This is a genomic window from Larkinella sp., assembly GCF_965227735.1.
In the GTDB taxonomy this organism is placed as follows: Bacteria; Bacteroidota; Bacteroidia; order Cytophagales; family Spirosomataceae; genus Larkinella.
This window is the reverse complement of the sequence record NZ_OZ245776.1, coordinates 7,201,066-7,215,088: the sequence shown is the minus strand read 5'-3', so window position 1 is coordinate 7,215,088 and position 14,023 is coordinate 7,201,066. Positions and strand designations below refer to the sequence as shown.

Annotated in this window: 14 protein-coding genes; 7 read left to right on the top strand and 7 right to left on the bottom strand. The window is 50.2% G+C overall.

Annotated elements, in window-relative coordinates; all coding sequences use genetic code 11:
• Positions 1-140: 140 nt before the first annotated feature.
• The 7 genes from ACO064_RS28520 to ACO064_RS28490 all read right to left on the bottom strand — a co-directional run bounded on the left by ACO064_RS28520 (position 141) and on the right by ACO064_RS28490 (position 6,836).
• Positions 141-1,196: a glycosyltransferase family 2 protein gene (locus ACO064_RS28520; RefSeq protein ID WP_421830590.1), complete on the bottom strand. Its 1,056-nt coding sequence runs from the start codon at positions 1,194-1,196 to the stop codon at positions 141-143.
• A 259-nt stretch (positions 1,197-1,455) separates the two neighbouring features.
• Positions 1,456-2,409, bottom strand: a complete 954-nt coding sequence (locus tag ACO064_RS28515) for a YihY/virulence factor BrkB family protein (RefSeq protein ID WP_421830589.1) — start codon at positions 2,407-2,409, stop codon at positions 1,456-1,458.
• A gap of 26 nt (positions 2,410-2,435) precedes the next feature.
• On the bottom strand, positions 2,436-2,855 hold the full coding sequence (locus ACO064_RS28510; protein ID WP_421830588.1) for an acyl-CoA thioesterase: 420 nt from the start codon (positions 2,853-2,855) through the stop codon (positions 2,436-2,438).
• Between the two features lie 86 nt (positions 2,856-2,941).
• Entirely contained in the window at positions 2,942-3,979 is a 1,038-nt protein-coding gene (mltG, locus tag ACO064_RS28505) for an endolytic transglycosylase MltG (RefSeq protein WP_421830587.1), read from the bottom strand.
• A 160-nt stretch (positions 3,980-4,139) separates the two neighbouring features.
• Positions 4,140-4,316, bottom strand: coding sequence for an EamA family transporter (locus tag ACO064_RS28500; protein WP_421831076.1), 177 nt, complete (start codon positions 4,314-4,316; stop codon positions 4,140-4,142).
• A gap of 64 nt (positions 4,317-4,380) precedes the next feature.
• On the bottom strand, positions 4,381-5,730 hold the full coding sequence (locus tag ACO064_RS28495) for a hypothetical protein (protein ID WP_421830586.1): 1,350 nt from the start codon (positions 5,728-5,730) through the stop codon (positions 4,381-4,383).
• A 29-nt stretch (positions 5,731-5,759) separates the two neighbouring features.
• The gene (locus ACO064_RS28490) at positions 5,760-6,836 is read right to left on the bottom strand and encodes an Ldh family oxidoreductase (protein WP_421830585.1); all 1,077 of its coding nucleotides are present in this window, start codon (positions 6,834-6,836) and stop codon (positions 5,760-5,762) included.
• A gap of 175 nt (positions 6,837-7,011) precedes the next feature.
• Between ACO064_RS28490 and ACO064_RS28485 the strand changes: the two genes are divergently transcribed.
• The 7 genes from ACO064_RS28485 to ACO064_RS28455 all read left to right on the top strand — a co-directional run bounded on the left by ACO064_RS28485 (position 7,012) and on the right by ACO064_RS28455 (position 14,001).
• Complete coding sequence (locus tag ACO064_RS28485) at positions 7,012-8,631, top strand: DUF4139 domain-containing protein (RefSeq protein WP_421830584.1); 1,620 nt, start codon at positions 7,012-7,014, stop codon at positions 8,629-8,631.
• 130 nt (positions 8,632-8,761) lie between these two features.
• Positions 8,762-9,355, top strand: a complete 594-nt coding sequence (locus ACO064_RS28480; protein WP_421830583.1) for a hypothetical protein — start codon at positions 8,762-8,764, stop codon at positions 9,353-9,355.
• A 195-nt stretch (positions 9,356-9,550) separates the two neighbouring features.
• Entirely contained in the window at positions 9,551-10,789 is a 1,239-nt protein-coding gene (locus ACO064_RS28475) for a 3-phosphoshikimate 1-carboxyvinyltransferase (protein WP_421830582.1), read from the top strand.
• Between the two features lie 97 nt (positions 10,790-10,886).
• Positions 10,887-12,425 (top strand): FMN-binding glutamate synthase family protein, encoded by a 1,539-nt coding sequence (locus tag ACO064_RS28470; protein ID WP_421830581.1) that lies wholly within the window; start codon positions 10,887-10,889, stop codon positions 12,423-12,425.
• A 514-nt stretch (positions 12,426-12,939) separates the two neighbouring features.
• Complete coding sequence (locus ACO064_RS28465) at positions 12,940-13,110, top strand: hypothetical protein (RefSeq protein WP_421830580.1); 171 nt, start codon at positions 12,940-12,942, stop codon at positions 13,108-13,110.
• 18 nt (positions 13,111-13,128) lie between these two features.
• Positions 13,129-13,485: a DUF4180 domain-containing protein gene (locus ACO064_RS28460; RefSeq protein ID WP_421830579.1), complete on the top strand. Its 357-nt coding sequence runs from the start codon at positions 13,129-13,131 to the stop codon at positions 13,483-13,485.
• 57 nt (positions 13,486-13,542) lie between these two features.
• A complete protein-coding gene (locus tag ACO064_RS28455; RefSeq protein ID WP_421830578.1) occupies positions 13,543-14,001 on the top strand; it encodes a DUF1569 domain-containing protein in 459 nt (152 codons plus the stop codon).
• The last annotated feature ends 22 nt before the right edge of the window (positions 14,002-14,023 follow it).

Here is a 14,023-nt window from a genome sequence, read left to right as displayed (position 1 = left end):
TTAACTAACCTGACGCATTTTGGTTGCAAATAACGAGTACAGGAGACAAAAGAGAAGAGACGAGAGAATAAAGATCGAAGCCGTGCCCTTCTCTCCTCTTTATTCTCTCGTCTCTTGTCCACTCTCAACCACCCGTTATTTCATGCTTGTCTAACCAATAAACGAGCATCACCTTTAGCAATTTGCCGTTTTTGCTGCCATTCAGCATACCGCCGGTAAAGTGCATTGACCGGAATGCGCCACTTACAAAGGCGCAAGATTAAAGCCGTCTGGAAGTCGGGTTTTTCAATAAATTCCAGCAGTTCTTTAAACCGGAATGCCAATTCAAACTGCTCGGCGTAAAAGCACTGCCGGATAAACCAGCGAATCCGCCCGGCCAACGCCTGGTATTCTTCCGTGGTCTGGCATTGATCGAAGGCCTTGTAACACACTTTCAGCGTAGAACTCAGGAGGGAATTCTGCCGGTCGGTAAACAAAGTCGACAGGGAATTACGAACCATTCGTTTGCTCGTCAACACCTCGTCCTGGTAGTGATAGCGATAATTCCGGGCGGTGCGCACCCAGAAATCGAAGTCCTCATAACTCAGCGATTCGTCGTAACCACCCAGGCTTTCCAGCACATCCTTCCGCATCATCATGGTGGGCGTCGAGACGAAATAGGACGCCAGTATTTCTTTGAAAACCCAACCCGATGGCACGGTGATGGTAGACAGGCCGCTGGCATCAATGGGATAGTGGTAGCCCGTCAATTGACCATCTTCATCAATGTAAGCGGCATTGCTGAAGATCACTGCGTAATCCCCCGCCAGCCGCTCGAAACCGGCCACCTGCCGGGCAATGCGTTCGCGGTGCATTACATCATCGGCCGACAGGTCAATGACATATTTTCCATTGGCCAGTTTCAGTCCCTGGTTGAACGCCCGACAAATGCCCAGATTCTCGGTATTGCGAATCAACTGAATTTGGGGATATTTTTGCCGGAGTTCTTCAACCCGATCGACCGACCGATCGCTGCTGTGGTTGTCGACAACAATCAGTTCAATCATCGGGTAGGTCTGGTCAAGAACGGATTGAAGTGACTCGGTGATAAACCGTTCGTGGTTGTAACTGGTACAGATTACCGTTACCAGCGGCCTGAGCGACGACAGGTAATCCGCCAGCAGGCCCTGGGATTCCACGACTAGAGTTTCAGCCATAATGATGATGAAGGATAGGTAATTACCGGACAAAGAGACCGTAACTCTTTCTACGACAATAGTATGGATTATTCAAACCATAAATGCAACATTTTTTAGCAAACGGCGAGCGGGAAGAAGGCAAGTCCGGGAAACCGCATACTAAATATTCGGCGGGACTGGCACGGTTTTTATACTGACTTTCAGCAAGAAACAGTCAGAGTTATTGCCGAGAGCTTGGCTTCTGATTATTTTGGGTTAGGGTTATTGTAAATGCTCTCTAAGCGGTTTGGGGAGCATTTATTGTTTTCTCTCCTACCTGCGGGTTTTTGTCGCCCTCCAGTTGATACAGAGCCACATTCAGATCAAAGCCGATGATAAGCAGCAGACAAACCAGATTGATCCAGATCATCAGTACGATGAGGGTCCCGATAGAACCGTATAGTTTGTTATAGGAACCGAAATTGGAGACGTAAAACGAAAAGCCATAGGTAGTCAGTACCACCAGCACGGAGGCAATGAGACAGCCGGGATTGACGAACTTCCACTTCATGTCAATGTCGGGCGCAAACTTGTAGATCATCGATATGGCAGCAACAAAAACCGCAAATACCACCAGATAACGGGCGATGTTTAGAAGCGTGGTCACCACCACATTATCCAGAATTCTGATGTGCATTAAATAATCCGTTAGGACCCCACCGACTACCAGCCCGGCAATGGCCAGAAACAGGGCCAGAGCCAGCATGATCGTCAACCCCAGGGCAATCAGCCGGGTCTTGAAAAAACCGCGCCGTTCGCCGGTTTTATGCGACGAGTTAAAGGCCATCATCAGCGACAGAATCCCGTTGGTGGCCGCATAGAGGGCGAGCAGAAAACCAAACGACAGCACATTGCTCCGCGGTCGGCTGATGATGTCGTAAATCGTCGTTTTAACGGTTTCATAGGTCGAAGCCGGCAGTACCTGCGAGAAAAAATCCATCACCTGCCCTTCCAGATTCGGGATCGGTATCATCGGAATCAGGGTAAACAGAAAGATGATGGCCGGAAAAACCGCCAGAATCAGGCTAAAAGCTACCGACGCAGCCCGCTCACTGGTGTCGTTGTCGGTCACTTTCGGGATAAAACACTTGAGAAAATCGAACCAATTCTGCCGCGAATCAAAGGCCTGGTGTTTTTGCAGGTAGATGATAACCCGTTGAACCGAGTTATACCGCATCAATTTTTCCAACATGATGAAGATTCGTTACTGGACGAAAATTAAACCGTCGTTTCAAAAAAAGGTTTGAGTTTTTCGTTGAGTTCAGCCGGCGATTTGGTCAGTCGGCCCGTGACCGTCATCATAAAAACCAGCGTGGTTTCGCCCGTGTTCAGGTGCTCGCCGTTCTGGTTGTAAATGTCGTAGTGAAAAACAATCCGCACGCCGGGCATCTCCCGAATCAAGACGCGAATTGTCAGCAAATCGTCGTACCGCGCCGGTCGTAAATACCGCGAGCGGTTTTCATACACGGGCATCATCACGCCCGACGCTTCCATTTCCTTGTAATGAAACCCCAGACTCCGCAACGCTTCGACCCGACCGATTTCGTAGTATCGGGCGTAATTACCGTAATATACATACCCCATCTGGTCGGTGTCGGCATACCGTACTCGAATGGGTGGGACATCGTAGGTGAACATTTTTTCTTAGATGTGAGAGGTGAGACAAGAGAATAAAGACTGAGGGCGTTTCTCTTTATTTTCTTGTCTCACCTCTATCTTCTCTTTCACTTCATTATCCCCCGTTTGTTCAGCTCCGCGTGGTAAATCCGGGCGTTGTTGAGGTGCTCCTCGTACGTTTTTGCGAAGGTGTGATACCCGGAAAAATCACTTTTTGCGACGAAATACAGGTAATCGTGGTTTTCATGATTCAAAACCGCATCGATCGAACTGAGCGTCGGCAGGTTGATTGGCCCCGGCGGCAGCCCTTTAAACCGGTACGTGTTGTACGGTGAATCAATGAGTTTGTGAACGTTCAGCACCCGGCGGATGGAAAAGTCACGGTGGGCAAAAACCAGCGTCGGGTCGGCTTCCAGCAGCATCCCTTTTTGCAGACGATTCCAGTATACGCCAGCTACGCGCGGTTTTTCGTCGGTCTTTTTGCTTTCCGATTCCACGATGGATGCCAGCGTCTGCACCTGCGTTTGGGTCAGCCCCATGTTCTTCGCCTTTTGCTGGCGCTCCGGCGTCCAGAACTTCTTATATTCTTTCCCCATACGATCCAGAAAATTCGTGGCGCTGGTGGTCCAGAAAAATTCGTAGGTATTCGGCAGGAACATGCACATGATGGTTGTCGTATCGAAACCGTATCGTTCACACACCACCGGGTCTTTCAGCAGCGAATCCAGGGGTTGCGGGCCGAATTCGAATTTGCTGCCCAGTTTGGCAATCAGTTCGTCTTTCAGCCGGATGTTGTTGAATGTCAGCTTCATCGGGTCCTGAGCACCCGACCGCAATTTCCGAATCGCGTCCTGGTTGCTCATCTCCTTTTTGATCACATAGCGGCCATTTTTCACGTTGTCAGTGTATTTCATGAAGCGGGCCAGGAACCGGAATGACATTTTATCGTGTACCACATCATGGGCGTCCAGCGAATCCATGACGGTTTTAAACGTCGCCCCACGCGGGATGAACAACTCAAAATCCTTGTCGTTTTCACCCACCTGTAGGTTAGGCGTTTTAAAAATTTGCCAGCCATAAAACGAAAACGTGGCCAGTAAAACCGATGCAATAATCAGAATTGCCGTTACAACTGTGCGGGACATACAAAAGTGAATGCGTTTTTAGCTTCTGGTTCATAGTCCGCCAAAGACCGTAAGCCATTGGTAGTCAAAAGTCTATACCAAAAACCTTAAACTATGAACTATAAACCCTAAACTGATTTTAGTGCAAAGGTAGCAAGGAAGGCGATTTCCTGATAACAAATCATTTTTTTGCCGTTGCCGGTTTCTGAACGTTCCGGTATTGGGTATATTGACCAACCCCCACCACCAGAATAACCGCCAATGCCAGAACCTGGCGCACCGAAATCGACTCGTTGGCAAACAGCCAACCCAGCAAAACCGCAATCACAGGATTTACGTACGCGTACGTGCTGACAATATCCGGTAGTCTGACTTTTATAAGTCAATTATATTTTTTGGTATGGTTAATCACCAAAGCTATTTTATTCAACAATAACATCCGTTTCCAGCGGTTCGCTTTCCTGTGACACTCCATCTGCATCTTTGTATTGCATGGTGATTAAATAACGACCGGATGGAATATCACTTGGCATGTTAAAGTAATTAGGCCCTAACTCATAAATGGAGTCTCTTGTGAGAATATTGAGCAGATATGTTTTCGTACCGTCGGTTATTGAGGTTAATTTTAAACTGGGTGAGCTATTTGGCAAAACCGGGTAGCAAGTAATATAATTCACCGGCATATTTCTCTTCAGAATTATTGGCACTCCATAGCTTGACCAAAAAATAACTGGTTGCTTTTCGGTTTCCCGCACAATCAGTCTCTTTTCTTTCTCCTGAAGTTTCCCTTCAGAATATACCTTGTAGTAATATTGACCAGCTTTAAGATTTACTGGCAATGGCAATGACCCTTCCCGCCCACTCGGATCGTTCAAGACTGGCTTTATCCGATGGCTTTCTTTAGTGCGATGATGCCAAATTTCTACCTCTATTTTTGCCTGTGGATATAAATTTGCCCCAACTAATTTAATATCCTTCGGACGGGGAGTTAGGATGATTTCATTCAGATATGCGACATAGGGTGCCCCAGCTTTCAGCAACACACGAAGTTGATTGGTTGTTTTCCGGCCGTTTTTCTTTTGTAGCTGAACACTATATTCACCAAGTGGCGCATTTTCTGGGATTCTACATAAATCAACAGTGGCAAAATTATACCAGCAACTAGGGCCACTTTCGACAAATTGATTACCAGATTGTGTATTAGTAAAAACAATATCGGCTGTTCTATTGTCGCCATCTGAAAAATTATAAATGGGAATATTGCTCAAAAAACTGCCACCAAAATTTGCCTCAATCTCGATTATCTTATCCTTAGGAGCAAAATACATATCCTCATTCTGCTTAATTACGACCCGATAAGTCCTTTCAATATTTCCTTTTCTGATAACGGCGGTATGGTTATCATATTTAAGATCGGTAGTGGATACACCTCCCCAGCTATGCGAAAGCGTGCCTGAGCAAAAGTTAATCACATCGGGCTGACTGCTTGCCCATTCCGCTTTATCCTGGATTGTGAATTCAATCTTTTTAGTCAGATTGATTAAACCGGCTGGAACAGTAACGGTAATCTGGTTTTTCTTATGGTCGATTTCTATATTTTCATCTGGCATTCCGGGGATCGATGCACTCAGTATTTTGGGGCCTAAACGTAGCTCCTCAGCCATTGCGGGTATCACTTTCTCCTCGATGCCACATCCGGCGAGAGTCAAAACCACAAGCACTAAAATCGATGATGTTACTTCATTAATCAGTTGGTGGTATAAGGTTTTCATGCAAGCGAGCGGGTAGTTTGTATGTAAAACTAACCATCCAGCCTTTCTATTCCAAACCGCTCTGCCAATTCCCGCAAACTCTGCATCACCGGTTCGATCAGCGGCAATCCGTTGGCACCGCGCTCGGCTTCCCAGTCGCGCTCCGGGTCGCCGGGAATCAGCACCTGCTTGCCTTCCACGGCGCGGGCGTTGCGGAACGCGCCAATCCAGTTGTCCATGTGCTGCTTGAATTCATTGGCGGGTCGGAACGCGTCGATGCGCATGGCACCGAAAAAGTGACCGGTTCCGGCCCCAACGCCTTCCTGAGCGGCCATGAAACCGGCAGTGGCAAACGGCGGTACCCAGGGACCGTAATTAGCGCCCGACAACACGCCGGAAAAAATATCGACAATGGCTCCCAACCCGTAGCCTTTGTGACTGCCGTGTTCGCGGTCGGAACCCAGCGGCAACAAAGCCCCGCCGTTTTTGATCGGATTCGAGTCCGTCGATGCCTGGCCCTGCGCATCCTGTGCCCAACCCAGCGGGGCTTCCTGGCCTTTCCGCTGAAGGATCTCCATCTTTCCGTAAGCGACGGCGGTCGAGGCAAAGTCAGCAACGAAAGGCGGTTGGGTCAGAGCAGGCACGGCCACGGCAATCGGATTGGTTCCCAGTAATTTATCGAGTGAAAACGTGGGCGCTACGAGCGGAGCGGCATTGGTCATGGTCATCCCGATCATATCGTGTTCGAGGGCCAGCATGGCGTGATACCCGGCAATGCCGAAGTGATTGGAATTCCGGACAGCCACCCAGCCGGTGCCTGCCACCCGCGCTTTTTCGATGGCAATCTGCATCGCTTTCGGCCCGACGACCAGTCCAACACCCCGGTCGCCATCCACCACGGCCGTCGACGGCGTTTCGTGAACCACTTTAATTGCGGGCATGGGATTCAGCCGCCCGTGGTCATACAGACGGACATATCCCGCCAGCCGGGCTACACCGTGCGAATCGACCCCACGGAGATCGGCCTGGACCAAAACCGTGGTCGCCAGATCGGCGTCGGCGTCGGAAAAGCCTATTTTCAGAAAAACCTGTTTGGTAAATGCCTTAAGTTGGTGAACTGGAATCATTTGATTAGCGGTAACAACCGGAAATTTGCGTCCGGCGTGGCGGTTTTTACGAACTATTCGCTAAATCGAAACCGCATCGGCCCGACTTTTTTTTGCAAAAATAGCCGACAGACTAAACGAAACCGCTCCGAACGGTATCTATATTCTCAATTCATCATTTTCCCATCCTTGTTCCATGAAAATACTCCTCTTTGCCATACCAATCAGCCTGTGGGTTTCGGCGGCTAAAGCCCAGGACGACGAACAGCGGGTTAGCTCGACCATTCAGCACGTGACGGTTTTTTTGAACCGCGCCCAGATCAACGCCCAGGCCCGCGCAACAATTGTTCCGGGAACCACCCGGCTGATCATCGAGAATGCCTCGGCCCAAACCGATCCGCAAAGTATTCAGGTGAGTGGCAAAGGTGACGCCACCATCCAGGGCGTACAGTTCCGAACCAACTTCCTGACCAAAGTAACCAAACCGGCATCGTTACAACGCCTGGAAGACTCCCTTCGCATCGCCCGCGACACGTTCGACGGTTTAAATCTGCAAAAGGAAGTGCTCGAAAACGAAAAGAAAATGGTGCTGGCCAATCAGAAAGTGGGGGCCGAAAAAGGAACCGTAGTCGATGATGTTGAAGACATGGCCGACTTTTTCCGCACGCGGCTGACCGACATCGGCAAAAAATTACTGGCCCTGGAAAAACTGGTGAAAACCCAGAAAGAAAAGGTCGACCGGCTTGAAGGGCAGGTCAAAGAGCAGAATGCAAAACGCGAGCGGCCCGTTGGAGAAATCGAGGTGACACTGTCGGCCAAAGCCCGAACCGCCGTTGATCTGGACGTGAGTTATGTGGTGGACAATGCCGGTTGGGTACCGTTTTACGACATCCGGGTTCGCGACACGAAAAGCCCGGCGACGCTGGCATACAAAGCCAATGTATACCAAAATACCGGTTTTGACTGGCAGAACGTCCGGCTGACGCTGTCGACCTCCAACCCTGCCTTGCCTGGCACACAGCCGCAGTTGGAAACGCAGTTTGTCAGCTTTTACGAACCCCGGCCCATCCCGGCGATGGCACCCGCTCAGGTCAAAATGCAGATGCGAAAAGCCGATGCGAGCGCGGCTGGCGCGGCCCGGGAAGAATCTGCCCCAGTCGCCGACCTGGCCACAACCGCCGATTTTACGCAGGTCAGCGAGCAGCCGACGAGTGTCAGTTTTGACATCTCCACGCCCTATACCGTTTTGTCCAATAACCGCCCGCAGGTAGTTGCCATCCAGACCGGCGAGCTTCCGGCAACGTACCGCTACACAGCCACACCTAAAGTCGATTCGGATGCTTTTTTGATTGCCACGCTGTCGGGCTGGGAGAAACTGAATCTGCTAAACGGAACCGCCCGGACGTATTTCGAAGGAACCTACGTCGGCGAATCACAGGTAAATTTGCAGCAGGCCGGTGACACGCTGACGCTGGGACTGGGTCGGGATAAGAAAATCATCGTGAAGCGGGAAAAAACGCAGGATTTCAGCAGCCGCAAGGGCCTGAGTTCGTCCGTTCGCGATTCATACAGCTACAAAATTACGGTGCGCAACACCAAATCCGAACCGGTCAATCTGACGCTGTACGACCAGATTCCGGTTTCGACCGACAACCGGATTGAAGTTGAACTGGACGACAGTGCCGGGGCAGAACGAAATGCAGAAACCGGGCGGCTGACCTGGAATCTGACGCTTAAACCAAACGAAAGCCGGGATTTGCTGTTTAAATACACGATCAAATATCCGAAAGGGAAACAGCTCGTCAATGCGCAGTAACTAACCGCGAAATCACCATGAAACCACCAGAAAACCTGTTAGGTCTCCAAGACCTAACAGGTTTTACAGGGAAAAACTCAAATTTGGCACGACTATGGGTATTTTTTCTCGAATTCAACGTTTAGAGAATATGATCCATCGTTTGCTCCTCACGATCTCTTTTCTGCTTTTTGCTTATACTGTTCAGGCACAGAGCGATACGCTTTCTGTTGACTCGCTGATGATCAAACAGAAATCGCCGTATGTGGCGATGATCCGGCCGGGGCAGAAATACCTGGCGCTGGACGTGATGGGGCGGCTGGGCGGTTTTCATCGCTACCGGTATTTTCCGAATGAAGAAATCAAATTCCGGTACAAGGGCAAAAAATACCGCGAACCGGTCTATGGGGTTACGGACTCGACCCTGATGCTGATTCTGGAAGATCCGAATACGTTCTTGCCCGAAACCGTTCATTTCCGGATCGATCAGATTGAAAAAGTGTACGTAAACCGCCAGATTCCGTTCATTACGCAAGGCACCTATCTTTTCCCGATCGCCGGCACGCTTTTTTTCATTGCCGACGTCGTCAACCTTTCCCGAAGCGAAAAAAAACTGGCGGCCGATTCCCGCGCCCTGAAAGCCCCCGCCGTCATGATTGCGCTGGGTGCCATTTGCTACAAAATGAGCTACCCCCGCTACCGAATCAATAAAAACCACCGGCTGAAAGTACTGGAAACGTATTGATAATCAGTTGAATATTAATTAAATATCGAATATTGAATATTGAATAACGAATAACGAAAGTGCTCCTGTGCCCAACTTCGTTATTCGTTATTCAATATTCAATATTCGATATTCATTCTTCATTGTTCAGTATTCTTTGTTCATTATCCATTCTCTGCACTAGTTTTGCGGAAAATTAACCAATCGACTTCTGATTTGAACGCTGTACGTCTGACACCTCCTGCCGGGTCCGTCCGGGCCACGATTCCGCTGGCTTCTTCCAAAAGCGAAAGCAACCGCGCCCTGATTATCAACGCCCTCGCAAACTTCCGGGGCACTTTACACAACGTTTCGGCGGCCCGTGACTCGCAGACGATGATCCGGCTGTTGCAATCAGACGATCCGGTGGCCGACGTGCTGGATGCCGGAACGACCATGCGGTTTTTGACGGCCTATTTTGCGGTCACGGGTCAACACAAAACGCTGACCGGAACGCCCCGCATGTGCGAACGGCCCATCGGTATTCTGGTCGATGCCCTCCGCGCGCTCGGTGCCGACATCGACTACCTGAAAAACGAAGGATTTCCGCCCATCGCGACGAAAGGGTTTTCGGGCAACGGCAATAACCGCCTGGCGATCCGGGGCGATGTGAGCAGCCAGTATATTTCAGCCCTGCTGATGGTGGCTCCCACCCTGCCCGATGGTCTGACGCTCGAAATGACCGGTGACATCGGTTCACGCCCCTACATTGAAATGACCCTGCGGCAAATGGAACACTTTGGTGTTCAGACGGTTGCCGACTGGACCAATAAAACCATCACCGTACCGCCAACGCCCTATACACCCGCTGATTACACGATTGAATCCGACTGGTCGGGCGCGAGCTACTGGTTCAGTATGCTGGCACTGGCCGAAGACGAGTCATCAGAAATCGAATTGCTGGGACTCAAAGAAGCGTCATTGCAGGGCGATAGTGCCATTGTCGACATCATGCGCCCCCTCGGCGTCGACAGTACGTTCACCGCATCGGGTGTTGTTTTGACCAAAATCCCGGCGCAGTCCTCGCTGGCGTGGGACTTTACGGACTGCCCCGATCTGGCTCAGACCGTGGCGGTTTGCTGCGCCGTCAAAGGCATTCCGCTCACGCTGACCGGGGTAGAAAGCCTGAAAATCAAAGAAACCGACCGCATTTTTGCCCTCCAGACCGAACTCCGGAAAATCGGTGCCGAACTGGTGGAAGTAGAAAAAAACACCCGGTATGAAGTCCGGAAAACCGCAGCGATCGATGCCGTTCCGACCTTCGACACCTACGACGATCACCGCATGGCGATGGCCTTTGCGCCGGTGGCCATGCGTCAGGAAGTGGTGATCGATGAACCGGGTGTGGTAGCCAAATCGTACCCCTCGTTCTGGGAAGATATGGCGCGGGTGGCCGGTGTCAAGTTCGAGAAATAACCCATCGGGCTGGAGGAGTAAGCTGAAAAATGGGAATGGCGTGCGAGACCTTGACGGTTTTGCGTACTTTTACCGCACTCACTGAACTCTTGCACTTTTGGAATCGATTCTCGCGTTTTTGGGCAGCGTCCCCTGGTGGGGATGGCTGCTGATCGGCCTGCTTCTGCTCGCTATCTACGACGTTACTCAGAAAAAACACACGATTCGGCATAACTTTCCGGTGGTTGGCAACATCCGGTATTTTCTGGAAAGTTTCGGCCCGGAACTGCGGCAATACATTGTCGCCAACAACCGCGAAGAGTTGCCCTTCAACCGGCAGCAGCGGGCCTGGATCTATTCTTCGGCAAAACAGGAGAACAATTTTCAGGGATTTGGCACCGATCAGGACATCACCAGTGCCGGGTATATTTTCATCAACCCGGCACTGCTTCCCCTCAAACTGGCACCCGACAACCCCAATTACAGCAACCCCTACACGGCTCCGGGGGCCAAAGTGATCGGGCTTTTTCACAAACGTAGGAAACCGTATCACCCGCCTTCCATCGTCAACATCAGCGGCATGAGCTTCGGGTCGTTGTCAGCAACCGCCATCGAATCGCTGAATAAAGGCGCCAAAAAATTCGGCTGTTACCACAATACCGGTGAAGGCGGCTTGTCGCCCTACCACAAATTTGGCGCGGATGTCGTGGTGAACATCGGCACGTCTTATTTCGGCATCCGGGACACCAATGGCAATTTTGTCATGGAAAAACTGGTGAAGCTGGTCGAAGAAAACCCGTTTGTCCGGATGTTGGAACTGAAGCTGTCGCAGGGCGCAAAACCGGGCAAAGGGGGCGTGTTGCCAGCCGCCAAAATCAGCGCCGAAATTGCCGAAATCCGTCACGTCGAAATGGGCAAGGACGTCATTTCACCTGCCTCACACAGTGCGTTTTCCGACATTCCGACGATGGTGGCTTTCATCGAGTCGATGGCGGCCGAAACCGGTTTACCGGTGGGTATCAAGTCGGCGGTGGGCAAACTTGAGTTGTGGCATGAGTTGGCCGACTACATGCTGGAAACCGGCAAAGGCCCGGATTTTATCACCATCGACGGTGGTGAAGGCGGCACCGGCGCGGCTCCTCCCTCCTTTGCTGACCACGTTTCGCTGCCTTTCGTCTACGGTTTTTCAAAAATTTACCAGATTTTTCAGAAACGCGGTCTAACCAGTCGCATCACCTTCATCGCTTCCGGCAAACTGGGGCTGCCCGAATCGGCCATCATGGCGTTTGCGATGGGAGCCGACCTCGTGAATGTGGGCCGGGAAGCGATGCTGTCCATTGGCTGCATTCAGGCCCAGATTTGCCACACAAACCGCTGTCCGTCGGGGGTCGCCACGCAGAGCAAATGGCTCCAGTCCGGGATCGACCCGGCGCTCAAAAGCGAGCGGTTTTACAATTACATCAAGACGCTGACCAAAGAAATCCTGGAGATTTCGCACGCTGCAGGCTACGAACACCCCTGCCAGTTTACGATGGAAGACGTCGATCTGGCGATGGGCGACAACAACCGCATTCAGCCGCTGTGCGATGCTTATGGCTATACGAAGGATGTGGTTCCGTTTACTTCTATTGCGGATTTACTGAAGATTCGAACCTAGCGTTCAGTTCCATTCATCTTACCACCGCTGACAGGGTCTTCGACCGCTGTCAGGGTGACGATAGCCCTGACAGCGGTCGAAGACCCTGTCAGCGGCTACTGTTAAAGATTTAACTGGCAAAACTAAGAGCAAAAAAATGGATATTTGATGATATTTAATCTTAAACGATTGACCACTAAAAAACTAGCATCGGTCCTACTTTTTTCTATCATCTTCATTGCATTTCTGAAGCCTTGTCCGGGGGATTATTGCCAATTGGGAGACGTTGAGCCCAAAGTCCGTGCAGTCACAACCTTCATTTTCTGGATCACATTTACCGGTTTTCAGATTAAACGGCGTTTTTTTGGTGTAGACCTTTGGGCCGTTTGAATTGGTGAAAACTTGATTTCTTTGTTTGTATGCTACACACTCAGCATACTTCTTCAATCTAGCATCATAAGATTCTATAATTTGATTGCCACAACAAAAAAAGTCGTTAACAGGATTGGTAATCAAAGCAAAACGGTCTGAGAAGATGAGTGCAGATTCGTATATTATGACTTTTCACACCAACGAAGGTGATTACGATTTTTACACCAGTCGAAAAGAAACCGTGGGCGACAGCCTGACTTTACAACTGCACCAAACGTCCTGGGGTGTGGTTTACGGAAACAGGTCAAAATCGAAAGGAATTGCAGAAGAATAGTTCGTAAACCAAATAAGTATGAAAGTTGTAACACACGAGGTCAACGGTATTCGGTTGGCCGAAGTATTGTCTGACAAATTGCTGATTACGAATCCGGAGGATGGTCTTCAACTGGTCGTCGACCTGTATTACCAGGACTTCGATCGCATGATTCTGCACGAGAAGACGATTACGCCGGATTTCTTCGATTTAAAAACCGGCCTTGCCGGTGAAATCCTCCAGAAATTTTCCAATTACCGCGTCCGGCTGGCGTTCATCGGCGACTTTTCAGCCTATACCAGCAAGAGTATCAAGGACTTCATGTACGAGAGCAATCAGCGCCGACAAATCAATTTTGTTCACACCCTGAACGAAGCCATTGAACGATTGTCGTAAATTCGGCCCGGCGACCCGGTTGAAAGGGGCCGCAAACGCTTCCTGAACCTTAAGATCATGGATTTCCCCAACCTTTTTACCAAAGAAGTTTCCGAAAAAATCATTCAACGGATTGACCGGCTGACACCCGACACCCATCCCCATTGGGGGAAGATGGATGTGGCGCAAATGCTGGCCCATTGCAATGTGACCTACGAATTAATCTACGAAAACATCCACAAAAAGCACAACATTCTGATGCAGTTGATCATCAGGGCGTTTGTTAAAAAGCGGATTGTCGGGGCAAGCCCCTACAAACGCAACCTGCCGACCGGCCCGGCTTTTTTGATCAAGAACGCACGGGATTTTGAAACGGAAAAGAATCGCTTGAAAACGTATATCCGGAAAACCCAGCAACTGGGGGAAACCTATTTCGACCAGAAAGCCTCCCATTCGTTCGGCAGGTTGAACGTCAATGAGTGGAACAATATGTTTTATAAACACCTGGATCATCACCTCTCCCAGTTTGGGGTCTGATGGCGGCTGACTTCCATAAAAA

What these genes read in the sequence shown, in the direction of transcription:
- ACO064_RS28480 (WP_421830583.1), top strand. Translation starts at nt 8,762, where the DNA reads ATGATCCATCGTTTGCTCCTCACGATCTCTTTTCTGCTTTTTGCTTAT.
- mltG (WP_421830587.1), bottom strand. Translation starts at nt 3,979, where the DNA reads ATGTCCCGCACAGTTGTAACGGCAATTCTGATTATTGCATCGGTTTTA.
- ACO064_RS28520 (WP_421830590.1), bottom strand. Translation starts at nt 1,196, where the DNA reads ATGGCTGAAACTCTAGTCGTGGAATCCCAGGGCCTGCTGGCGGATTAC.
- ACO064_RS28465 (WP_421830580.1), top strand. Translation starts at nt 12,940, where the DNA reads ATGAGTGCAGATTCGTATATTATGACTTTTCACACCAACGAAGGTGAT.
- ACO064_RS28490 (WP_421830585.1), bottom strand. Translation starts at nt 6,836, where the DNA reads ATGATTCCAGTTCACCAACTTAAGGCATTTACCAAACAGGTTTTTCTG.
- ACO064_RS28460 (WP_421830579.1), top strand. Translation starts at nt 13,129, where the DNA reads ATGAAAGTTGTAACACACGAGGTCAACGGTATTCGGTTGGCCGAAGTA.
- ACO064_RS28515 (WP_421830589.1), bottom strand. Translation starts at nt 2,409, where the DNA reads ATGTTGGAAAAATTGATGCGGTATAACTCGGTTCAACGGGTTATCATC.
- ACO064_RS28495 (WP_421830586.1), bottom strand. Translation starts at nt 5,730, where the DNA reads ATGAAAACCTTATACCACCAACTGATTAATGAAGTAACATCATCGATT.
- ACO064_RS28455 (WP_421830578.1), top strand. Translation starts at nt 13,543, where the DNA reads ATGGATTTCCCCAACCTTTTTACCAAAGAAGTTTCCGAAAAAATCATT.
- ACO064_RS28510 (WP_421830588.1), bottom strand. Translation starts at nt 2,855, where the DNA reads ATGTTCACCTACGATGTCCCACCCATTCGAGTACGGTATGCCGACACC.
- ACO064_RS28485 (WP_421830584.1), top strand. Translation starts at nt 7,012, where the DNA reads ATGAAAATACTCCTCTTTGCCATACCAATCAGCCTGTGGGTTTCGGCG.